The sequence below is a fragment of the Cytobacillus sp. NJ13 genome (assembly GCA_030348385.1).
Classification (GTDB): Bacteria; Bacillota; Bacilli; order Bacillales; family Cytobacillaceae; genus Cytobacillus.
This window is the reverse complement of the sequence record JAUCFP010000006.1, coordinates 1,347,480-1,371,537: the sequence shown is the minus strand read 5'-3', so window position 1 is coordinate 1,371,537 and position 24,058 is coordinate 1,347,480. Positions and strand designations below refer to the sequence as shown.

Sequence of the window (24,058 nt, the reverse complement as noted above, 5' to 3'; positions counted from 1 at the left end):
ATTTCATTAAGGTATACCAAAGACCAAAAATACAAGATTAAATGTGGTTGTAAAATAGCAACCTATTATTTTTTTATAAGTTTTGGTATACAAAATATCAAGTGCCAATAGGCTACATAAATTTCGAGGAGGAGTTTACACATGCCAGAATTATTATCGAAAGATGAATTTCGCAAAGAATTAGAGGAAGCCATTAAAGGAAACCATAGCCAGAAAGCTCCATTCACTGTAGCTTGGGCTGAAGGAAAACTGGAAAGAAAGCATTTTGCCAGATGGGCTGAAAACCATTACCACTATGTAGGACCTTTCGCTGACTACTTAGCGTACATCTATCACAACACTCCAACCGATCCGAAATTTGAAGCAGCAAAAGATTTCACACTTCAAAATATGTATGAGGAAGAAATTGCGGCCGACCGCCATACAGACTTGCTGATTCGCTTTGCTGAAGCATGTGGAACAACCCGCGAACGAGTGATTGATCCAGAAAACATGGCAGCTACAACATTAGGCCTGCAAAGCTGGTGCTATGCAGTAGCAGCCCGTGAAAACTTCGTTGTAGCAACGGCTGCTCTAGTTGTCGGCCTCGAGTCCCAGGTTCCGGATATTTATCGAAAGCAAACTCCAGCTCTCCGTGCACAATACGGATTCACAGATGAAGAAATCGAATTCTTCGATCTGCACATAGTATCTGACGAAATCCATGGAGAACGCGGCTACAAGATTGTTTTGGACCATGCTGATACTCCTGAATTACAGCAGCGCTGCCTTGAAGTAGTCCGCACAGGTGCGAAAATGCGCCGCATGTACATGGATGGCCTATGGAGAGAATATCTTGAACAGGATCTTGGATCTTTAGTAGAAGCAAAATAATAAGTATTATCCAGGCCGTCACACTAAATCTTGTCCATCGAGGTCTATGTGGCGGCCCTTTCTATAATTGGAGAAGTTGACGCAGGAAAGGGAGAAATTAACAGAGAGTAAGGTGATAGGTTTGATTACAACAAAGGTAGAAACATTCAATAACTATATTAATGGTGAGTGGCAGGAATCCGCGAGCCAAAAGAAGTTTTATAGTGTGAACCCTGCAAATACGGAAGATGTAGTCGGTGTTTTTCAGGCATCCAATGAAACTGATGTGAAAGAAGCAATTGAAGCCGCCAGTAAAGCATTCCCTGGCTGGGCAAAGACAGCACCATCCAAGCGTGCTGCCATTTTGAACAAGGCCGCGGCACTACTCGAAGAAAATGCGGCCACATATGCAGAAGAACTGACAAGGGAAGAAGGAAAGCATATCAATGATGCGAAAAATGAAGTGCTGCGCTCTGCACAGACACTTCGCTATTATGCGGTCGAGGGACAAAGCTTCACAGGTGAAACATTCCCTAATGATGATCCAAATATGAGAGTTTCGACGGAAAGAGAACCGCTTGGAGTTGTAAGTGTAATCACGCCATGGAACTTTCCAATCTCCATTGCTGCGAGAAAAATTGCTCCGGCATTAATTACTGGAAACACAGTTGTGTTCAAGCCTTCTTCAGATACACCTCTGATTGCCGTTCGGCTTGTTAAAGCGCTGCACGAGGCCGGTATACCAAAAGGTGTTTTAAACTTTGTAACTGGGAAGGCATCTGATGTAGGTGATTTATTAGTCACTCATCCTGCTGTCAAGGCTGTTACCTTCACTGGCTCAACAGCTGCAGGAGAGGACATCCACAGCAAATGCTCATTCACTACGAGAACTCAAATGGAACTAGGCGGAAAAAACCCGCTTTTAGTTATAGAAGATGCTGACCTTGATCTTGCTGCCACATTAACAGTGAATGGCGGGTTTTCTTTGACTGGGCAGGCATGCACAGGAACAAGCAGAGTGATTGTAATGAAGGAAGTAAAAGAAGCATTTGTGGAGAAATTGATTGAAAAAACAAGCGCCCTTAAAATTGGGAGCGGTTTTGAAGAAGGAGTTAAGATCGGCCCGCTTGCAAATGAAAGACAGCTGAAAAATGTCTTGAAGTATATTGAGTTTGGCAAGGAAGACGGTGCGGATTTAGTATATGGCGGTGAGCACCTCACATCAGGTGAATATGAAAAAGGATATTTTGTGCAGCCGGCCATTTTTACTAATGTTAAACCAAATCACCGCATTGCCAAGGAAGAAATATTTGGCCCTGTCATTGCCGTGATCGAGGCAGATACATATGAAGAAGCCATTGCGATTGCCAATGACGTTGACTATGGATTGTCTGCTTCCATTGTGACAAATAACTTAAAAACAGCCAGCCAGTTTACTAAAGACATTCAGGCAGGCACCGTAAAAGTGAACCGGACAACAACCGGCAACTTAATCAATGCACCGTTTGGCGGATTAAAGCAATCCAGCACGGCTACGTTCCGGGAGTCAGGAAGAGTCGGCCTCGAATTTTTCACTCAAGTAAAAACCGTTTATATTGGCTATTAAATCAGAAGGAGAATGATGATGAAAACTGCTCTAAAACTTGAATTGGAAGAAGCAAAATTGATGATTGAAGCAGCAAAGGAAAAATCGGCGGAAATCAATGTGTTTGAAACCATTGCAATTGTCGATGACGGCGGAAGTGTGATTGCACTCGAGCGCATGAATGGAGCAAGAATCACCGGGCCTGAAATTGCGATTGCCAAAGCTTACACAGCTGCCGGCCATAAACGCTCCACCCATCTATTCAATAAAGAACCGAATGGGCCTGCCCTTCCAGGCAATGAGGCATTTGGCATCCAGCATATGCTTAATGGCAAATTTGCTGTGTTTGTCGGAGGGTTCCCGATTGTGGTTAACGGTGAAGTCGTTGGCGGAATCGGCATCAGCGGAGGAAATGGCGAGCAGGATACGGCTGTTGGGACCGCTGCATTAAAGGCCCTTCAATCTTATTTGGAAAAAGACGGCTATGAAGTCGTAACCGAAGCAGATATTAAAAAATAATAGAAAGGGACCTCATTCGTTGTTAATAGAGAGCGGAATGAGGTCCTTCTTCAGTCAAAAGCACCTATATAAGGGGAGGATCGCATGAAGCCTTATCTTGAATTGGCGATTGGATTTGCACGCACCGGTGTGACAGGGTATGGAGGAGGTCCTTCGACAATACCGCTGATTGAATTTGAAGCAGTTAAGAAATATAAATGGATGACGGAGGAGGAATTCGGGGAGATTTTGGCATTAGCCAATACGCTGCCAGGACCGATTGCAACGAAAATGGCTGCCTATATCGGCTACAAAGTTAAAGGCAGCATGGGTGCCGCTGTAGCCATCCTTACGCATATCCTGCCTTCCATTATTGCCATGCTGGCTTTGCTTGGCGTTTTATACTCTTTCCGCCAGTCCCCGATTGTTAGCGGAATGGTGCAGGGAGTGACACCTGTCATCGGCTTTATGCTGGCAGAGATGGCCTATCGTTTTTACCAGAAAGGAAGCCAGGGCTTAGGGCTGCCGAAAAACCTTATGCTTGCTGCCGTATCACTGGTATTTGTTCAGTTTTTGGAATGGCATCCCGGTATTTTAATTGCGATCGTCTTAAGCACAGCATTTTATATTGCCCATCGGAAGGAACAGGCGAATAAAAAGGCAACTGGAGAGTACATGCCAGTAAGGGAGAAAAGTTCATGATATATTGGGAGATCTTTTGGGCATTTTTTGTAGCGAATCTATTAGGCTACGGAGGGGGACCCGCAACGATTCCCCTCATTCAAATTGAAGTAGTGAACAATAATGGCTGGATGACACTATCAGAATTTGGGGATGTTCTCGCCATTGCCAATGCCCTGCCGGGTCCCATAGCAACGAAAATGGCCGGATTCATCGGCTATGAATTAGGCGGGGTTTTAGGGGCGGCAGTAGCTTTGGCAGCTACCATCCTTCCATCAGCGCTGGCAGTCATCGTCCTGTTTAAGTTTGTGAATTTATTCAAAGATTCCCCTAAAGTGAAGCTAATGACCAAATCCGTGCAGCCGATCATTGCTGTCCTCCTAGCTGTCATGGCCTACCAGTTCTTTTTGACAGCCTTTGAAAACAGCGGAATGCTGCATCTTACACTTCTTGCAGCTGTTAGCTATTTAACATTAATCAAATTCAAGGTCCATCCTTCGCTTGTTATATTTGGAGCTTTATTTTATGGAGGAATCTTTTTATCTTAACCTTTAAAAATAGGAAGTGAAAAAATGGATAGTACATGGGAGGAAAACAACTTAATATCCATACGCGAACATGCGTATTTGTACCTAAAAAAACTCATTTTAGAAGGAGAATACCAGGCAGGAGACAGACTGGTAGAAAGAGAACTTGCAGCCAAGCTCAACATTAGCCGCACACCGATTCGGGAGGCTCTGTTCAGGCTGGAATCTCAAGGTTTCGTAAAAACAGTTCCCAGAAAAGGGGTCGTCATCTCCAATATTTCAGAGGATGAAGTATTGGAGGTATTTACGATTCTCTCTTCCCTGGAAGTGCTGGCTGTAAAACTGGCAGCACAAAGAATGGATTCAGGTACACAAAAAGAACTGGATCTCAAAATTAAGGAACTGATGGAGCTAAGTGAACAGGATGAAGAAAACTTCAATTCCGAACATATTCAAATGAACAGGCTGATTAATAAGGCATCCAAAAGTCCAAAACTATATGAAATCCTATCAGGCTTGATCGATTTTATTCATATGGCCGCCAATATGGGGTACGAAACACCAGGAAGAAGGAAGGACTCCTTAAAAGAACATATTGATATTATGAAGGCACTGCGCGATAAAGATGCCGAAATAGCTGAATACCTGATGAGGATTCATATAGAGAATTCGAAAAAGGCGTACATGGCCTATGTGAACCGTATTAAAAAGAGAGGGACTGTTTAAAACTAATAAATATTTAAAAGTTTTGTATTGTCTGAATATTATTAATATGGTATATTGTATACCAAGAGCTAAGAAACGAAATCACAGGGAGGAATTCAATCATGCCAAACATCCATTTTGTCAATAGCAACAAAACTCTGGAAGTGCCTGAGGATTCTAATATATTAAGAATGTCGCTCCGCTATGATGGAGATCTGCCAAATCGCTGCGGCGGCGGAATTTGCGGCACTTGTGTTTTTAAAACAGAAGAAGGAGCAGAATACCTGGACAACGTAAAAATCCAGGAAAGAAGGAAGCTGGGAGAAGAGTGGCTGGAGAAAGGCTATCGTTTAGGCTGCCAGACATTCGTTACAGACGGGGATATCACCATTTCATGGGACGATGAAGTGACCAATCAGGTGAAAAAGAGAAAGCCGGATAAATTAAAACAAACCGTTACAACAGGAAAATGAGCTTACGAATACTGCATTCTGTAATGGATGAAACCAACGGCATTGACCCATTACAGAATGTAATAGTATATAGAATCCCAATAAAATAGAAGAAGGTGACATTATGTGGGTTTGCAGCACACATTTAAAAGAAGCCATGCAAATATTAAAAACTCCTCATATTCGAAAAGCTCCATATGAAATCAAATGCTCACTTTGTGAAAATCATGCTTTCGCCAAAGTCTATTATACTCACCGCTCATTTAAATTCACTAAACAACTATATTCCTCATTAAAACAACGTGTTTCCCAGGAGGCTTAGCGATGGAAGGGGTAAAAAAGGGAATTGAAGAAAGACTGGAAGAGCTGAATATCCAGCTCCCTGTATTGGCTGACATCCGAATGCCTTTTGAACCGGGCGTTATCTCAGGCAACACAGTCTTTTTATCCGGACAAACACCCAGGGTAAATGGCGCACAAAAATATGCAGGTATTGTAGGGGAAGATATCTCGATCGAGGAAGCAAAGGATGCAGCAAGAATTTGTACGCTGAATTTGCTGGCAGCCCTTAAAGGGATCATTGGAGATTTAAATAAAGTAAAAAGAATCATCAAAATGGATGGCTACGTTGCCTCAACAAGCAACTTTAAAAATCATCCTGCAGTCATTAATGCTGCATCAGATTTGCTTCATGACATTTTCGGCAAGGAAAATGGACATGCCCGCAAAGCAGTTGGGCTAGCCTCCCTTCCAGGCGGAGCCCCCGTAGAAATTGAAATGATCGTTGAAATAGAATAACTTCCGAACAAGGGCTGCTCAAGTATTGAGCAGTTTTTTTTGTTAAAGATGATTGGCATTAATAAAAAAAGATTTCCGTAACAGTAACAATAAGTAATTTATATAGAGTCTGTTCAATAGCAGTATTGAGCAGGCTATTTCTGTATACTGGAATTATAAAAAGGATTCTCTTCACTTTTTACCGAATTCATGTACAAAAGAATCATAGGGAGGATTTTATGCAAACATTAGAAAAACTTAATCGCAGGTTTTGGTATCAAACTCCTGTGTCAGAAACAGACCGTCCCATTTTAGGGGCTGTGGTCGGGGATCGAATCACTCTGATGATTGATGCAGGCAATTCTAAGGCACATGCCCAATTATTTTTAAGCGAGCTGGAGAAGCAGCGAATACCTTCACCAAGTATGGTTGCCCTGACACATTGGCACTGGGATCATATTTTCGGCCTGCATGCACTGGATATCCCATCTCTTGCTTCCAGACTCACCAAATCTGAAATGGAAAAACTAATTCCTTATCGATGGACAGATGATGCATTAGATGAACGTGTTAAAAGCGGAGTCGAAATAGAATTTTGCGCAAGCGCCATAAAGAAAGAGTATGGTAAAGATCGAAGCATTAAGATTAAACTTCCAGATATCACGTTCGAAAATAAGCTTGAAATAGATCTCGGTGGTGTGACTTGCCAACTGCAGCAAGTAGGAGGGGACCATTCTCCAGATTCAGTGGTGGTGTATATAAAGGAAGAAAAAATATTATTTCTGGGAGATGCGATTTACGCGAATCTTTACGCAAGTAAATGGAATTACACGGCAGATAGCGTCCTTCAGCTAATGGATGCACTGGATCAATTTGATGCAGATACATATATTTTGTCTCATGGAACGGCTATATCAAAGTCAGAGTACCAGGAGGAAGCGGCCTTGCTGCGGAAGGCTGCACAGCTTACAAAAGAATTCGAAGGGCAGATTGAAGAAATGAAGAATGCCTACCAATCCTGTGTCAATCGTGAACTGAACGACAATGAGCATGAAACGATACAGTACTTTGCAAATGGCTATGAATTAAAAGGGCTTTCAACAGGATCGGATATTTAAAATGAGAGGGAGCGGGAGACCGCACAGGCTAAGCCGAGAAGCTCTGTTCCTCCCCGCGGAAAGCAAGTGTCCGCAGCGGAAATCAACGGGCTAAATTCAAAACCAAAAACAACAATCTATGAGAAAAGACTATTTATATTAACAACAATCCTATTCCAGGAGGCTGTCATGAATAAATACTCTGTTAATCTTTCAACTGTTTTTACAGAAGTTCCTTTTTTGGAGAGGTTCAAAAAAGCCCGTGAAGCTGGGTTTTCTAATATCGAGTGCCAATTTCCATATACATATACAATAGAAGAAATCAAAAAAGAGCTTGAGCAAAATCAGTTATCGATGGACTTAATAAACCTGCCGCCAGGTCAATGGGAAAATGGGGACCGTGGCCTGGCGGCAGACCCGGAGAGAATAGAAGAATTTAGAAAATCAGTTGAAAGTGGGATCCGTTATGCAAATGGCCTGGGAGTTAAAAAGATACATTGCATGGCGGGGACACACCAAGATAATAATCGGGAAGTTTTTGTCGAAAATCTCTTATATGCTGGCACTGCAATGTCTGAGCACCAGAATACCTTATTAATTGAACCTATCAATCCATTTGATATGCCTGGTTATTTCTTAAGTGATCTCCAGCAGGCAGCCGATATAATCCATCGTGTCGGTTTGCCGAATGTGAAGCTTCAATTCGACTTTTACCATATCGAAAGAATTCATGGCCATTCTCTTTCCATGTATCAAAAATACGCTGAGCTGGTTAGGCATGTGCAAATTGCTGACCATCCGGGCAGACAGCAGCCAGGGACAGGCGAAATAAATTATACCGATATCCTTCAATATTTGAGTAAACACTACCGAGGCTTGATTGGTCTTGAATATAATCCACAAGGCAGAAGTGAAGAGAGTTTTGCTTGGATGAAAGGGGTGACAACATGAAGATTGGATTTATTGGTACAGGAGTAATGGGTTCGCGGATGGTAAAGCGTCTCCTGGACAATGGCTTTCATGTCATGGTTCATAATCGGACAATTGAAAAAGCACAGCCCCTTATTGAGCTGGGAGCCATATATTCGGAAACGATCAGCTGCCTGGCCAGCCAATGTCAAGTCGTGTGTACATGTCTTTCTATGCCAGATGATGTGCTGAACGTCTATACAGGTAAAGAGGGGATCATTCATAATTCCCAGCCCGGAACGATATGCATTGACTTTACATCAGTAGGGGCCGACACGAGTAAAACAATCTTTGAGATGACGGATGCAATAAAGATCAGTTATCTGGATTGTCCGGTTAGCGGCGGTCCAGAAGGAGCAGAAAGCGGGACATTAACGATCATGGCAGGCGGCGAGAAAGAGGCTTTTCAAAAAGTTAAGCCGGTCCTGGAGGTGCTCGGTGACACCATAGAATATCTGGGACCTTCGGGTTCAGGCAGCATTGCCAAGCTGATTAATCAGTATCTTGTTGCTGTACACTCTCTGGCTGCATCAGAGGCAATGGTAACCGGATCTGCTTATGGACTGGACTCCGAACAGCTCTTGAAAGTGCTGAAGGCAAGCTATGGCGACAGCAGAATCCTGCGCAGGAATATGGAACAATACGTATTCGACCGCCATTTTACACCAGGAGGGGCAGTGAAATATGTTAACAAGGATGTCCGGCTCGCCAACCAGCTTTTACAGGATGCCGGCCTAAGCCAATTTACAGGTCAGATGGCTGAAAAAGCATTCCAGAAAGCAGTTGAGCAAGGCCTTAGCGATCAGGATATGTCGGCAGTCATAAAGCCGCTGGAGGAAGAGGCAGGAATTAATGTGAAGAGGAAGAAGTAATCAGCGGAGACAGGAAGGCTGGATTATTAGCATTCATTTGATATGTATAGCAGAAAACCAGTGTGAAGCAAACTGAATGCTGCGATATACCAAAATTCAGGCCGAAATAATTTATATCTTAACGATAAAAACCAAAGCGTTATGGGATAAACCTTCTTCCGGCCTCCTTTAAAGGAGCTATTCCTATTAAAATATCAGTATTTTCTGCTATAATGAAAATCTGAAACAATAATAGAGAAACCGGGAGAGCAGCAATGAAACGCAAAAAAAGCAAAAAGCGTACAAAACGCAGATCAAATATAGCATTCTTGTTATTTTTTTTGGTTTTGATTTTTGTCCTATTTGATCAATTCAAGCAGATTAATATTAAGGAAACAGCAGTTTCCTTACTGCCTAATACTGTGTCAAAGGATGTTCAGAATTATACGCCGATCCTTCAGAAGGAATTGAAGGAAGTAAACCTTGAAGAATATACTCTCGTATTGGCTGCGATTATGCAGCAGGAAAGCAAAGGGAAGGGCGGGGACCCGATGCAGGCTTCAGAATCAGCAGGATTGCCCCCGAATTCCATTCAGGATCCGGAACAAAGCATTAAGCAGGGTGTTAAACATTTTCAGAAAGCATTGAATTATGGCAGTGAAAAAAATGTAGACTTCCCTGCCGTTATCCAGGCTTACAATATGGGAATCGGTTATATTGATTTTGTTGCTGATCAGGGCGGAAAACACAGTGAAGAAATCGCGAAAGAATTCTCACTTAAACAGGCCGAAAAAAATCCGGAAGTTTATAATTGCGGAGGCGACAAAAATAATTTCCGCTATCCATACTGTTATGGGGATTTCACTTATACAACAAAGGTAACGAAAAATATTGATATTCTTACGGCAAGTATCACAGGAAAATCCGGAGAATTTAAATCAGTATGGTAAAACGAAACATAATAATATTATGGTAAACTAAAACCGCGCTTATTAAAAGTGCGGTTTGTTTTTTGTTTCCATACATACCGCAGGGAGGTTCCAATCGCTAAGCCAACATGAATTATGGCAATCACGGTTATGAATAAAGAGGTTTAAAAATACTTAAAAAGAGGAATGGTTCTAGGTCATAACCGGTCTAAGAGCTGCATAAGTTAATTTTTACCTTTGTATTCATTTAAATGAATCGGCTTTTATGTATAATTTGTTTAAACGAATCATATATATAGGCTGTTGTCTGTTTTTTCTCCTTCCTTGAAAAATTAAAGATATATAAGTTTTTACATAAAAAGTGAAACCAAATTGCTTTTCATTCGTCTATATAGACGTGCAGCATTTATTAATGTGCAACAGCCAGCTTAGGCTGTGAACAGGGCACTCCCCCTGTTTAATAGTCATTAAAGAGCATTTTATCTGGACATGCTTGACATTTTATCAAATGCGAGTATAGTTATATTCTTGTGCAGTGCTTTTTTTGCATGTTCATAGATTATTAATATTTATCAGGTAAACTAATAATTGGGCTGATTGCCAACATAAGATTTTTAAATTACTAGCGAAGTATGTTAGAATAAAGTGCTAGAAGGCAGGTGTATGATTTTGAATACTTTACTTCATAAAAGTCAGGATATATTTAATAAATATATAGGCTTTTTCTTTTTAGCAGTATTTCTGCTCTGGATGAAAACGTATATTACTCAAATGACACAATTTAACTTAGGCATTGAAAGTGCCTTGCAGCAGTTCCTTTTATTCATTAACCCGCTTGGGTCTTCATTGCTGTTTTTAGGAATTGCATTCTTTTTTAAAGGCAGACGAAAATATATCGCCTTGATGGTTATATATTTCTTCCTATCGTTCCTGCTGTTTGCGAATGTAGTGTACTACCGTTTCTTTAATGACTTTATTACACTGCCGACCTTGACGCAGACACAGAATTTTGGTGATGTCAGCGGAAGCATCAGCTCATTATTAAAGCTGAATGATATCTTTTTCTTCCTTGATTTCATCTTGCTTGCCGGCTTGCTTGTATTTAAAGCCGTTAAAATCGAAACAAAGGATATGACGCGCCGCAGATCAGCAGCTATAATTTATGCTTCACTGGCCATTTCCTTTGCTAACCTGGGATTGGCTGAAACAGATCGCCCGGAACTTTTGACAAGAGGTTTTGACCGTAACTATATTGTTAAGTATTTAGGCATGTACAATTATACGATTTATGATGCAGTTCAAAGCACGAAGGCATCCGCGCAAAGAGTTATGGCAGATAGCAGTGATACTACCGAAGTCATCAACTTTACAAAATCGAATTATGCTGAACCAAATCCAAAGTACTTCGGTAAAGGGGAAGGCATGAATGTAATCTACCTTCACCTGGAATCCATTCAGACATTCTTAATGAATTATGAACTGCACGGTGAAGAAGTAACACCATTCTTAAATTCACTGATTGAAGAAGAAAATACAACGTATTTTGATAACTTCTTCCATCAGACTGCACAAGGGAAAACGGCAGATGCAGAGTTTATCCTTGAAAACTCCCTATATGGATTGCCGCAGGGCTCTGCTTTTACAAATAAGGGCTTGAATACGTACAATGCTGCTCCTGCAATTCTGAAAGATAAAGGATATACATCTGCAGTCTTCCACGGTAACTCAGGAAGTTTCTGGAACCGTAATGAAATTTATAAATCATTTGGATATGACAACTTTTTTGATGCAGATTACTATGATTTAAAACCAGAAAACATGGCTGACTACGGTCTGATGGATAAACCGTTCTTTGAACAATCCATGCCGTACCTGAAGTCGCTAAAACAGCCGTTCTATTCAAAGTTTATTACAGTATCTCATCACTATCCGTATCATATGGATCAGGAGCAGGCAACAATTGAGCCTCATACAACTGGGGATAAATCAGTGGATAATTATTTCCAGACAGCCCGTTATGCTGATGAAGCACTTAAACAGTTCTTTGAACAGCTTAAAGCTTCCGGCCTGTATGAGAACTCAGTGATTGTCATGTATGGTGACCATTATGGTATTTCCAAGAATCATAATAAAGCAATGGAACAAGTGCTTGGCAAGGAAATTTCAGCGTTCGATAGTGCCGGTCTGCAGCGTGTGCCTCTGTTCATCCGGGTACCTGGCATGGAGGGCGGAGTAAATCATGAATTTGGCGGACAGATTGACCTTATGCCGACATTGATGCACTTGCTTGGCATTGATACTAAACAGTATCTGCAATTCGGTACTGACTTATTATCAGAAAATCATGATGACCTTGTGCCGTTCCGTAACGGAGATTTCATGAGTCCAACCATTTCATCTGTTGACGGCAAATTCTATGACTCAACAACTGGTGAACTGCTTGATGAAAGCCGTTTTGAAGAAGCGAAAAAACTTCAGGAAAGTGCCGAGCAGAAATTGGCGCTATCTGATAAAGTGGTAAATGGAGATCTTCTCCGCTTCTACACACCGGAAAACTTCGAACCGGTTGACCGTTCGAAATACGATTACAAAGCCGAAAGCAATGGAGTAAACAAGAAAAACGAATTAACTGAAGAAACGGCTGAAGAAGAACCGGCTGATAAATAATTCAAAAACTGCCTGCAGGAGGTCCTGCAGGCAATTTTTTTTTTGCAGGAATAAGCGAAAATATTCCTCTATACGAAAAAAATAAGTCACTTATCAACTGAATATTTTTATAGCGCAGGTATAATCAAATAAACAATTATGTGATAAATAACCATTCAACCTTTATAATTAAAAATAAAAAGATACATAACTAGGGGGAGTAAGATGAAAAAGCTTGCGGGCAAAAGGATTGCACTTTTAGGTTCCCGGAAAATAGAAGAAATCGGCAAATTAGTGGAGAATCAGGGAGGGATTGCCCTCAGCAGGCCAGCCCAGGGAACAACACTGCTAAAAGACGATAAACTTCAGAATCATGTAAGACTGCTAATAATGGAAAGCTTTGAATGGATTATTTTTACTACCGGAATCGGTGTCGAAACCATATATCAAACTGCTCTTGATATGAATGAGGGTGACGCCCTTATCAACAGCCTGCAAAAAGCAAATATTGCAGCAAGGGGATATAAAACCGTTAATACTCTGAAAAAATTTGATATCACACCTTCAGTGCGGGATGACGACGGGAGTACGGCAGGCTTAATTCGAGAGCTCTCTGCTCATTCCCTAGCAGGCCGGAAAGTAGCACTGCAGCTTCACGGGGACCCAGCACCACGCCTTAAACAGTGGCTGGAAGATAACCATGCGGACTTTGAAGAAATTCTGCCATATACCCATATTCCTCCTGAGGAAAAAGTAATGAATCAGCTGCTATCCGAGCTCCTTGAAGGAAAGCTTGATTCAGTATTTTTCACCAGCACACCTCAAGTAAGGAATTTATTCAGCTTCGCCGGGAAAAAGAAAGCAGATGCGCAATTGAAAAGTTGTTTCTCAGAAAAGGTTGTGGCTTTATCGGTTGGAAAAGTTACTGCACAAGCTTTACATGAAGAAGGAATTGCAAGAGTCATTTTTCCGGAAGTCGAGAGGATCGGGAGTGCGGTTTTTGAATTAGCCCGTTTTTATAATAATGAAGAAGGCGTTTAAGGACTAAGTGGCAAAAACAAATATGCTGCTAAAAGCGCAAAAAATTGACTTAATAGGGGCCTCTTTAGGCTCCTTTTTAATAAATTCATGTATATACAAATTTCAAAAATATCATAAAAAACATATTGAAAAGGCTTACATAAGATGATATTATTACAACGTAAACGTTTTCGTAACAAAAATAATACAGCAATTTAAAGCAGGTGGGATATGTCTTATACCATCAAAGATGTTGCCAAAAAAGCAAATGTCTCCATTGCAACAGTTTCCAGGATTTTGAATGACCAGGGAGGCTATTCGGAAAAAACAAAATTTAAGGTTATTAAAGTGATTGAAGAACTGGGATACCAGCCAAACGCAGTGGCAAGAGGATTAATTAACAAAAGAACACATACGATTGGGGTGCTTTTCCCGAAGCTTTCCAGTTCTCTGGTAACCGATCTGCTCGATGGCATTGAAAAGGCTGCAAATGACAACGGTTCCAGTGTGATCGTCTGCCATACAGAATCAAATGGCGAAAAAACGATGAAATATCTCCAGCTGCTTATCGAAAAAAGGGTAGACGGGATAATTTTCGCAAGTGAAATATTAAAAGATGAGTATTATCAATTTGTAACCAAAACCAAGATGCCGATGATTTTGCTTTCGACAGAGTCCTATGCGTACCCGGTGCCTTTTGTAAAGGTCAATGATTTTCATGCAGCATATGCTGCAGCTAAGCATTTAATCGACAAGGGGCATACCAAAATTGGAATGATAAGCGGAAACAAGGATGATATCATTGCGGGGATTCCCAGGATTGAAGGCTTTAAAAAAGCTCTATTAGATCATGGCATACCGCTGAGTTCCGAAAATATTGTGTTCAGCAGGGGATTTACATTTCCTGATGGGGTTGAGGGCATGAAAAAGATTGTCGAGCAGTTCCCGGATGTTACGGCGATATTTGCAGCAAGTGATGAAATGGCTATCGGTGCCTTATCAGCAGCATATCAATTGGGAATCAAAGTCCCTGAAGAGATATCTATTATGGGGTATGATAACTTGAACCTGGCTGAGATGTCCATCCCGCCGCTGACTACAGTAGGACAGCCTCTCGCAAAAATGGGTGAGGCTGCTGCGGAAATGCTTTTTACCATTATGGAAACTGGCGAAATTCCGGAAAGCCGGATTATGCCGCATAAAATCATTGAAAGAATGAGTGTGAAAGAGAGGCAATAATAACTCTCTTTTTCTCAGCTAAATTACGTAAACGTTTACGTAATTTAACTATAAAACAAAATGCATATAGGGGGATATACCATGTTTAAAAAAATGACTGCAGGTGTGATGGCATTAACTTTAGGAGCTTCTTTATTGGCTGGATGTTCATCTGATGGTGCTGATGACGGAAAAGTAACGCTTGAGCTATTCTCCAATAAATCAGAAAGCATCGAGACATACAAAGGATTGATTAAAGAATTTGAAGCGGAAAATCCCGATATTAAGATCAAATTGGATGCACCGCCAGAAGCGGAAACAGTCCTGAAAACACGGCTGACTAAAAATGATCTTCCTGATATCATGTCCATTGCTGGTAATGCAACATTTGGCGAGCTAGGCCGTGCAGGTGTTCTTGAAGATTTTTCTGGGACTGACTTAGCTAAAACAGTCCAGCCATCTTATATCGACATGATCAATCGTCTTGTTGGACCTGAGGCTGAAGGTACTTTCGGCCTTCCGTATGCTACAAATGCGAATGCGGTAATTTACAATAAAGCGAAGTTTGAAGAACATGGGCTTGAAGTCCCAGCTACCTGGGATGAATTCATCGCCAGTCTTGAAAAAGTGAAGGCTGCTGGTGACACACCGATCTACTTCACGTTAAAAGATGCCTGGACTGGCATGATTGCGTGGAACTCTCTTGGTGCGAATGTTGCAGGAGAAGATTTTGCTGAAAAGAAAAATGCTGGTGAAACATCATTCATGGAAAAATATGATGAAGTTGCAGACAAGATGGCTACATTAGTCCAGTATGGCCACAAAGACAATATGGGTGTCGCTTATGGAGATGGAAACAATGCATTTGCGGGCGGCAAGTCTGTTTTCTATCTGCAAGGCAACTGGGCAATCCCTGAAATTCTAAAAGCAAATCCGGACATGGAACTTGGTGTATTCCCAATGCCTGTAACAAACGCTCCTGAACAAAACAAACTTGTTTCTGGTGTAGATGTTCTTTTAGCTGTCAGCGAAAGCACTGAGCACAAAGAAGAAGCGATGAAATTTGCTGAATTCATGATGAATAAAGACACAGCTCAAAAGTATATTGACGAGCAGAAAGCTTTCTCAGCCATTGAAGGAGTGTATCAGGAAGACCCGGTGTTTGAAGGAATCAAAGCAAACTTTGAAAATGGCACCATCACAAGCTTCCCTGATCACTATTACCCTGCAGGAATGGGAGCTGAAAACCTTGTTCAGGAATTCCTGATTAAGAAGGATAAAGAAAAATTCCTGAAGAAAATGGACAGCGAGTGGGAAAAAGTTCAAAACCGCTAATGGTATAGGCCAGGGGATCTCTTTAGATTCCCTGGCCTTCTAAAAAGGAGTTGTCAATATGAAAAAGAAAAACAGTGTGTTTCTCATCATCACGATTCCCGCTTTCCTTCTTTTTTTCATTTTCCACAGCTTTCCCGCTTTGCAGGGGATTTTTTACAGCTTTACGGATTGGAAAGGGTATGGAGATTGGAATTTTGTAGGATTAAAAAACTACCTAAACGTTTTTAAAGATGAACGAGCAGGGGATGCTTACTTATTTACTTTTAAGTTTGCCATTGTTGCGACCATTTTGGTCAATATCATAAGCCTTCTTGTGGCCATCGGGCTTAATTCCAAGATTAAGTTTCACAAAACGCTTCGGGCAATCTACTTCTTGCCTTACATTCTGAGTATCTTGATTGTTGGCTTTATCTTTAATTTTATTTTTGCTCATTTCCTGCCGCAGATTGGCGATGCGTTCGGATGGGAATTTTTGACCCGCAATATTCTTGGAAACCCGGACCTTGCCTGGATCGGCATTGTCATCGTGGCCGTTTGGCAGGCTGTGTCTTTTAATACCATTTTGTATCTGGCAGGGCTTGTGACAATTTCAGAGGATTTATATGAAGCAGCCAGCATTGATGGTGCCGGTGTCTGGACAAAGTTCTGGAAAATTACATTTCCGCTGATCGCGCCATTTTTCACCATTAATATGGTTCTGTCATTGAAAAACTTCCTTATGGTCTTTGATCAGATTGTAGCCTTGACTGGAGGAGGCCCGGGAAAGTCGACCGAATCCATTTCCCTGCTTATTTACAGAGGAGGATTTGAAGGCGGCGAGTTTGCGTATCAATCAGCCAATGCAGTCATATACTTCATCGTCATCATCGTCTTTTCTGTTATTCAGCTTAAATTCTTAAATAAAAGAGAGGTGGAAAACTAATGAATCGCAAAAAAACGAGCTGGCTGGTGACCTCTCTATTAATCTTAGGTTCATTGCTCATTCTTTTTCCACTGTATTTAACCATAACCATTGCGTTTAAAACGCCGCCTGAAATGGGAGGAAATTTACTGGCTCTCCCTATATCCTGGTCATTTGACAACTTTGCACAGGCTATCGAAATGACTAATTTCTTTAATGCGTTTAAAAATAGTGCATTTGTTACAATTTTCGTTGTGATTTTTACAGTGTTAACGAACTCGCTTGTATCTTATGCCATTGCCAGAAATCTTCATAAGAAGTTTTATAAGTTTCTATACTTCTATTTTTTAAGTGCTATGTTCATTCCTTTTCCCATCATTATGCTGCCGCTTGTCAAACAGACCAGTGCCTGGGGTATGGATAACCTGGTTGGATTAATCATTTTGTATATCGTTTTCAACCTTTCCTTTAATGTGTTTATCTATATTGGCTACATTCGTGCTATTCCTGTGGAATTGGAAGAAGCGGCCATTATGGACGGTGCAACTACATGGGGTGTTTTCTGGAAAGTCATTTTTCCGCTGCTTGCGCCAATGAATGCAACTGTCGCCATCATCACAAGTCTTGGTGCATGGAATGACTTCATGCTGCCGCTCGTTCTGCTCAGCGACCGGGAAATGGCCACATTGCCGCTTGTCCAATACATTTTCCAGGGCCAATTCAGCACAGATTATAATCTCGCATTTGCTTCCTACTTAATGGCACTTGCGCCAATGATTATTGTGTACATTTTTGCCCAGAAATGGATTATTAGCGGTGTAATGAAAGGTTCAATAAAATAAAATTATTCATTGATCGGAGTTGTAAAAATTGAACAAAACATGGTGGAAAGAAAGTGTCATTTATCAAATCTACCCAAGAAGCTTTAACGATTCCAATGGGGACGGAATTGGCGATATCAATGGAATCACTGAAAAAATTCCCTATTTAAGCGAACTGGGGATCGATGTCATCTGGCTATCCCCCGTTTACCAATCGCCTAATGATGATAATGGCTATGACATCTCAGATTATCGCAATATCATGGACGAGTTCGGAACGATGGAAGACTTTGACGGTATGCTGGCTAAAGCCCATGAACACGGCATCAAAATCATGATGGACCTTGTTGTCAACCACTCTAGCGATGAACATCAGTGGTTCCAGGAATCACGAAAATCCAAAGATAATCCCTGCAGAGATTATTATATTTGGAAGAAAACAGACAACGGCGAACCTCCAACGAATTGGGGTGCTGCGTTTGGAGGAAGTGTATGGGAATATGATGAACAAACAGGCGAGTATTATCTGCATCTTTTCAGCAAAAAGCAGCCTGACTTGAACTGGGAAAATCCTGTACTGAGAAATGAAGTGTATGAAATGATGCGTTTCTGGCTGGACAAAGGCATTGATGGATTCCGTATGGATGTCGTCAATTTCATTTCCAAAGATACCAGCTATCCTCAGGGGGAGATCCGGGAAGGACACAAATATGGGGACGGCAGCAAGTATTATATGAATGGGCCAAGAATTCATGAATTCCTGCAGGAAATGAACAAAGAAGCCCTTAGCCCGTATGATACCATTACGGTTGGCGAGATGCCTGGTGTAACAGTGGAGGAAGGAAAACTTTATACTGGCAAGCATAGAAATGAATTGAATATGGTCTTCCATTTCGAACATGTAGGGCTTGGCGACGGGCAGTACGGAAAATGGGATCCGCGTCCTTGGAAACTGACTGAGCTGAAAGAGATTTTCAGCAAGTGGCAAAAAGGTCTTGAGGAAGATGGCTGGAACAGCTTGTACTGGAGCAACCACGACCAGCCTCGTGCCATCTCCAGATGGGGAAATGACTCGGAGGAATACCGCGTTAATTCTGGTAAGATGATTGCGGCATGCCTGCATATGATGCAGGGGACGCCTTATATTTACCAGGGCGAAGAAATCGGCATGACAAACGTCAAGTTCGATGATATCAATGAGTACCGTGATATCGAAACGTTAAATGCATACCGTGATCTTTCACCGGATTCCTTAACACATGATGAAATCTTTAAGGGCATTCATGAGAGAGGCCGGGATAATGCGAGAACGCCTGTTCAGTGGGATGCCAGCCCGAATGCAGGCTTTACAAACGGAACCCCTTGGATCAATGTGAATCCAAATTATGAGGGAATTAACGCAGAAGCAGTTTTAAAAAATGAAGATTCCATCTTCCATTTTTATAAGAAGCTCATTCAGCTTAGAAAGCAAAATGAAGTGATTGTTTATGGCACATTTGATTTAATCATGGAAGAAGATGAGCAGATATTCGCCTATACAAGAACTCTTGGTGATGACCAGCTGCTTGTGATCTGCAACTTCAGTAAAGAAACTCCTGTCTTTAAGCTGCCAGACCATGTCCGGTACTCTTCTAAGGAACTGCTGATTTCCAACCTGGATGCTGATGAAAATGAAGAAATTGAAAACCTGCCACTCAAGCCATATGAAGCTAGAGTGTATCGTTTGAACAAATAAAGATAGGGCCTGTTTAGGGCCCTTTTTTTACGAAGAATTGATGAAATGAGGTGTCCTGTATGAATAAAAAATGGTGGAAAGAAGCAGCAGTTTATCAGATATACTGGCGAAGTTTTAATGATTCCAATGGTGACGGCTATGGTGATTTAAGAGGGGTAATGGAGAAGCTTGATTATATAAAGAATCTTGGCATAGATGTGATTTGGCTAAATCCATTCTATCACTCACCAGAAAGTGATAATGGCTATGACATCTCAGATTATTATGGGATTATGGAGAAAGCCGGTGACATGGCGGCTTTTGAAGAGCTGATTGATGAAATACATCATCGCGGAATGAAGGTGATTATGGATCTGGTAGTGAACCATACTTCAGATCAGCATCCCTGGTTTGTGGAATCACGTTCTTCCAAAAATAATCCGAAAAGGGATTGGTATATATGGAAAGATCCAAAGGATGGCAGGGAGCCGAATAACTGGCGCTCCTATTTTGCGCCATCATGCTGGGAATGGGACAAAACTGCAGGACAATATTATTATCATTCCTTTGCTGTCGAGCAGCCGGATCTTAACTGGAAAAATCCTGAACTTCGCCAGGAAATTTACAAAATGATGAGATTTTGGCTGGATAAAGGCATCGACGGGTTTCGGATGGATGTGATTAATTTATTGGCAAAAAAAGAAGATTTATCAGATGCAGAGAATCCATATGATATAGGCTATCTGGCCAATAACCCGGGTATCCATGACTATCTTCAGGAAATGCATCATAAAGTCCTTCAGCATTATGATGTGATGACAGTCGGCGAGATTCCGTTTGTTTCACCAGAAGATGGCCTGCTCTATGTGGATGAAAGCCGGAATGAACTGAACACATTATTCCATTTTCAGGTGGCAGATGAAATGCCGGTATGGGATATGCTCAGATTCAAAGAAATCCAAACAAACTGGTATGCAGGCCTAAAGCAGAAAGGGTGGAATTCACAATTCCTTAACAACCATGATCACACAAGGCAGGTTACCCGCTATGGAAATGATGGACAGAATCGTATCCAGTCTGCAAAGCTGTTGGCAGCAATGATTCATACATTGCCTGGAACTCCATATATCTATCAGGGCGAAGAAATTGGAATGACAGGTGTAAGATTTGATTCCATTGAAGACTACAATGACATTGCCATGAAAAACAAATATCATGAAGAAGTTTCAAAAGGGCGTGACCCCCAGGAGGCCTTTGAAAGCCTATTGCTCCTGAGCCGTGATAACTCCAGAACGCCGATGCAGTGGAATGACAGCAGCCAGGCCGGTTTTACAGCTGGCGAACCATGGATCAAAGTGAATCCGAATTATAAGAAAATCAACGTCGAAGCAGCTCTGAAGGATCAAGGCTCCGTATATTATTTCTACAAAAAGCTTATTGAATTAAGAAAACAAAACGAGGTAATGGTTTACGGGGATTATAGGGATCTATTGCCTGATGATGAACACATATATGTATATACACGCTCCTATAATGGTGTAACCTGGCTGATCGTATTAAACCATGGTGATGAGAAGCAGACATTTAATTTTGATGGCTTTACAAGCCGGGAGCTGATTCTCTCTAATTACAAGAGTGACAGGGGAAAAAATGAAGAAGTATTGCTTCCGCATGAAGCGAGAATTTATGAGATAATGAATTAGGGGACCATTGCGGTTCTCTTTTTTTGTTGACAAACTTTTCTAAATGAATATTGTTATGTTAAAACATGGAAGGGGCTGTCTCAATGACTATATTAGAATATTCCTGGATTGGCAGTGAAGAGCCGTACCTGGACGAAATAGACATTCAGCATGTCGGAAGAATGGTATTAGGGCGTTTCGGAGGAAACAGGACTGCTGGACAATATAAAAATGAAGACGGCTGCCTGTTATGGACAAGTATTAACCAAGATTGGGAGTTTACTGTTTTACTGGATGCCCATACTACAGCTGAAAGTGCTGAGTTAGTTATTCAAACGGTCAAAACACTGAAATCGGAAATCGCTGCTTTATTAATGATGCCGCCTGGGGAAGCGTTTGAACAGGTTGGCGGATTACTGCTAAATAAATTTAAAAGTCAGGATTTCAAGGCGAAATGCAAAAAGGTTAAAGGTGAAACAGCTTTCCTATGTGTGATCAGACAAAGCTCTTTTCTTTGGTGGCTATCAATCGGGGATTGTATTTTGCATTTATTTCACCCTGAACTGGCTGCATTAAAGGAATATCAGCAAAACCACCGAAGTTTTTATGAGTGGGTGGGAAAAGCCAATACGTTTGATTTGCCGGTACCCTGCTATAGCTCGGGTGCAAAGGAGCTCAGAAAAGGAAGAAATCATATTTTTTTAACTACAGATGGGCTGATAGAATGCCCTAACACCAACTTTGCTGACCCAAAAGAAATTTTTAATCTCTTTAGCATGTTCGGGAATGAGGAGGGGGTCCGTGAGCTATTAACGTTAATAAAAGATAAGAATGTCCGGGACAGTACGACCATCATATCCTGGATAATTGATATAGAACATGAAGGAAGTCAGCCCAGCATCTGAATTAACAGATTATTGGCAGAATATCGGCGAAGTAAAAGGAGATAGACCGGAAACAAAAGAGAATCTTGATGAATAACGACGAAAAAGAAGGTGTTGTGTTTAGAATGGTAGTTAATCTGGATGAATAACGACGAAAGTGAAGATGTTGTGCTAAGTTTGGTAGTTAATCTGGATGAATAACGACGAAAATGAAGATGTTGTGCTTAGAATGGTAGTTAATCTGAATGAATAACGACGAAAATGAAGATGTTGTGTTAAGTTTGGTAGTTAATCTGGATGAATAACGACGAATGTGAAGTTGTTGTGCTAAGTTTGGTAGTTAATCTGGATGAATAACGACGAAAGTGAAGATGTTGTGCTTAGAATGGTAGTTAATCTGGATGAATAACGACGAAAGTGAAGATGTTGTGCTTAGAATGGTAGTTAATCTGGATGAATAACGACTGAAAAGAAGATGGTGCACTAAGAATGGTAGTTAATCAGAGGGATAACACCGAAAATGAAGATTGTGTACTAAGAATGGTAGTTAATCGGAGGGAATAACACCGAAAAAGAAGGTAGTGCACTAAGAATGGTAGTTAATCTGAAGGAATAACCACAACAAAGAAGCTATGCCTCCCAGTATGCGAGTCAATCACAATTAAAAATTAACCCGCTCCTTCTCAAAAAGCATGTTAACCAAAAAAATCCGGGAAACCACAGAACATCATTTCTTTCTCCCTAACCCTCCATATGCTATCATTAACAAATAGTCTATTCTGGGAGGATTCATCTTTGAAAAAGGACTTACTTGAAGAAGCAGCAGAATTTATAAAAATGTTTTATAGTGAACAGAATAAAAGTCCTGCTGAACTAAACAACAGACTAAGGGAAATCGAACATTCAATTGCAGAGCATGGGTTTTATGAACAAACTTTTGAAGAAGTGGAATTTGGTGCAAAAGCTGCCTGGCGAAATAGCAATCGCTGCATAGGAAGACTTTTTTGGGATCAGCTGAAGGTTTTGGACAAACGGAATGCGAAACAAGAGGATGAAGTATTTTCTGCTCTGTTTGATCATATACAATTTGCCACGAACAATGGCAGGCTCCGTCCGGCCATCACCATCTTCTCTCAAGACACTTCTGAACAGAAAATCAGAATTTGGAATCATCAGCTAATCCGGTATGCTGGCTATGAGACTGCGGATGGCATTATTGGCGATCCCCACTCCATCCCTTTTACTGAACAATGCATGAAATTTGGATGGGAGCCCAAGTACGGCAAATTTGATGTGCTGCCACTAGTTGTACAAATGAACAATCAGCAGCCCCAATTAAGGGAAATACCTAAAGAGCTGATTCTTGAAGTAGGGATTGAGCATCCAGAATATAATTGGTTCAGTGACCTCGGATTGAAATGGTACGCAGTCCCGATGATATCGGATATGAAACTGGAAATTGGGGGCATTTCCTACAAAGCAGCCCCTTTCAATGGCTGGTATATGGGTACTGAAATCGGTGCGCGGAACCTGGCAGACGATTTTCGTTATGATATGCTCCCGCAGATTGCCTCATTAATGGGGCTGGATACCAGGTCGCATTCTTCGCTTTGGAAGGATCGGGCACTGGTGGAATTGAATGCAGCCGTATTGCATTCCTTTAAAAAAGAAGGGGTCAGCATAGTAGACCATCATACTGCTGCACAGCAATTCAAAAAATTTGAAGAAAACGAAAAGAGCCAGGGAAGAGACCTGACCGGTGACTGGAACTGGCTGATCCCTCCCGTATCCCCTGCAGCTACACATGTTTTTCATAAACAGTATAATAATGAAGTAAAAACGCCTAATTACTTCTATCAAGATACTCCTTATCAAAAATAAAAGCCGGCATCCGATCATGCTGGCTTTCTTCAT

At 41.3% G+C, this 24,058-nt stretch carries 22 protein-coding genes; all 22 read left to right on the top strand.

Features of this window, described 5'->3' with window-relative positions; translation table 11 throughout:
- Positions 1 to 141: 141 nt before the first annotated feature.
- The 22 genes from QUF73_06690 to QUF73_06585 all read left to right on the top strand — a co-directional run bounded on the left by QUF73_06690 (position 142) and on the right by QUF73_06585 (position 24,025).
- Positions 142 to 873, top strand: a complete 732-nt coding sequence (locus QUF73_06690; protein ID MDM5225898.1) for an iron-containing redox enzyme family protein — start codon at positions 142 to 144, stop codon at positions 871 to 873.
- A gap of 121 nt (positions 874 to 994) precedes the next feature.
- The gene (locus tag QUF73_06685; GenBank protein MDM5225897.1) at positions 995 to 2,458 is read left to right on the top strand and encodes an aldehyde dehydrogenase family protein; all 1,464 of its coding nucleotides are present in this window, start codon (positions 995 to 997) and stop codon (positions 2,456 to 2,458) included.
- 18 nt (positions 2,459 to 2,476) lie between these two features.
- Positions 2,477 to 2,956 carry a heme-binding protein gene (locus QUF73_06680; protein ID MDM5225896.1) on the top strand — a complete coding sequence of 160 codons (480 nt, stop codon included), beginning with the start codon at positions 2,477 to 2,479 and terminating at the stop codon, positions 2,954 to 2,956.
- A gap of 84 nt (positions 2,957 to 3,040) precedes the next feature.
- Positions 3,041 to 3,637, top strand: a complete 597-nt coding sequence (locus QUF73_06675; GenBank protein ID MDM5225895.1) for a chromate transporter — start codon at positions 3,041 to 3,043, stop codon at positions 3,635 to 3,637.
- Entirely contained in the window at positions 3,634 to 4,164 is a 531-nt protein-coding gene (locus QUF73_06670) for a chromate transporter (protein MDM5225894.1), read from the top strand. The genes QUF73_06675 and QUF73_06670 overlap by 4 nt, the downstream gene beginning before the upstream one ends.
- A 24-nt stretch (positions 4,165 to 4,188) precedes the next feature.
- Positions 4,189 to 4,869: a GntR family transcriptional regulator gene (locus tag QUF73_06665; protein MDM5225893.1), complete on the top strand. Its 681-nt coding sequence runs from the start codon at positions 4,189 to 4,191 to the stop codon at positions 4,867 to 4,869.
- A 101-nt stretch (positions 4,870 to 4,970) separates the two neighbouring features.
- A complete protein-coding gene (locus QUF73_06660; protein ID MDM5225892.1) occupies positions 4,971 to 5,321 on the top strand; it encodes a 2Fe-2S iron-sulfur cluster-binding protein in 351 nt (116 codons plus the stop codon).
- A 303-nt stretch (positions 5,322 to 5,624) separates the two neighbouring features.
- The gene (locus QUF73_06655) at positions 5,625 to 6,098 is read left to right on the top strand and encodes a RidA family protein (GenBank protein ID MDM5225891.1); all 474 of its coding nucleotides are present in this window, start codon (positions 5,625 to 5,627) and stop codon (positions 6,096 to 6,098) included.
- Positions 6,099 to 6,316: 218 nt separating this feature from the next.
- Complete coding sequence (locus QUF73_06650; protein ID MDM5225890.1) at positions 6,317 to 7,195, top strand: MBL fold metallo-hydrolase; 879 nt, start codon at positions 6,317 to 6,319, stop codon at positions 7,193 to 7,195.
- Between the two features lie 168 nt (positions 7,196 to 7,363).
- Entirely contained in the window at positions 7,364 to 8,125 is a 762-nt protein-coding gene (locus QUF73_06645; protein ID MDM5225889.1) for a TIM barrel protein, read from the top strand.
- Complete coding sequence (locus QUF73_06640; GenBank protein ID MDM5225888.1) at positions 8,122 to 9,015, top strand: NAD(P)-dependent oxidoreductase; 894 nt, start codon at positions 8,122 to 8,124, stop codon at positions 9,013 to 9,015. Before QUF73_06645 ends, QUF73_06640 begins: the two co-directional genes overlap by 4 nt.
- Positions 9,016 to 9,269: 254 nt before the next feature.
- Entirely contained in the window at positions 9,270 to 9,944 is a 675-nt protein-coding gene (locus QUF73_06635; GenBank protein MDM5225887.1) for a lysozyme family protein, read from the top strand.
- A 642-nt stretch (positions 9,945 to 10,586) separates the two neighbouring features.
- Positions 10,587 to 12,590, top strand: coding sequence for an LTA synthase family protein (locus QUF73_06630; protein MDM5225886.1), 2,004 nt, complete (start codon positions 10,587 to 10,589; stop codon positions 12,588 to 12,590).
- A 204-nt stretch (positions 12,591 to 12,794) separates the two neighbouring features.
- Positions 12,795 to 13,610 carry a uroporphyrinogen-III synthase gene (locus QUF73_06625; GenBank protein MDM5225885.1) on the top strand — a complete coding sequence of 272 codons (816 nt, stop codon included), beginning with the start codon at positions 12,795 to 12,797 and terminating at the stop codon, positions 13,608 to 13,610.
- Between the two features lie 210 nt (positions 13,611 to 13,820).
- Positions 13,821 to 14,828, top strand: coding sequence for a substrate-binding domain-containing protein (locus tag QUF73_06620; protein MDM5225884.1), 1,008 nt, complete (start codon positions 13,821 to 13,823; stop codon positions 14,826 to 14,828).
- Positions 14,829 to 14,909: 81 nt separating this feature from the next.
- Positions 14,910 to 16,142 (top strand): extracellular solute-binding protein, encoded by a 1,233-nt coding sequence (locus QUF73_06615; protein MDM5225883.1) that lies wholly within the window; start codon positions 14,910 to 14,912, stop codon positions 16,140 to 16,142.
- Between the two features lie 58 nt (positions 16,143 to 16,200).
- Positions 16,201 to 17,064: a sugar ABC transporter permease gene (locus QUF73_06610; GenBank protein ID MDM5225882.1), complete on the top strand. Its 864-nt coding sequence runs from the start codon at positions 16,201 to 16,203 to the stop codon at positions 17,062 to 17,064.
- Positions 17,064 to 17,885, top strand: coding sequence for a carbohydrate ABC transporter permease (locus tag QUF73_06605; GenBank protein MDM5225881.1), 822 nt, complete (start codon positions 17,064 to 17,066; stop codon positions 17,883 to 17,885). Before QUF73_06610 ends, QUF73_06605 begins: the two co-directional genes overlap by 1 nt.
- Before the next feature lie 28 nt (positions 17,886 to 17,913).
- The gene (locus tag QUF73_06600) at positions 17,914 to 19,599 is read left to right on the top strand and encodes an alpha-glucosidase (GenBank protein MDM5225880.1); all 1,686 of its coding nucleotides are present in this window, start codon (positions 17,914 to 17,916) and stop codon (positions 19,597 to 19,599) included.
- 59 nt (positions 19,600 to 19,658) lie between these two features.
- Entirely contained in the window at positions 19,659 to 21,281 is a 1,623-nt protein-coding gene (locus tag QUF73_06595; protein MDM5225879.1) for an alpha-glucosidase, read from the top strand.
- Between the two features lie 83 nt (positions 21,282 to 21,364).
- Positions 21,365 to 22,165: a protein phosphatase 2C domain-containing protein gene (locus QUF73_06590; protein MDM5225878.1), complete on the top strand. Its 801-nt coding sequence runs from the start codon at positions 21,365 to 21,367 to the stop codon at positions 22,163 to 22,165.
- A gap of 774 nt (positions 22,166 to 22,939) precedes the next feature.
- Entirely contained in the window at positions 22,940 to 24,025 is a 1,086-nt protein-coding gene (locus QUF73_06585) for a nitric oxide synthase oxygenase (GenBank protein MDM5225877.1), read from the top strand.
- The last annotated feature ends 33 nt before the right edge of the window (positions 24,026 to 24,058 follow it).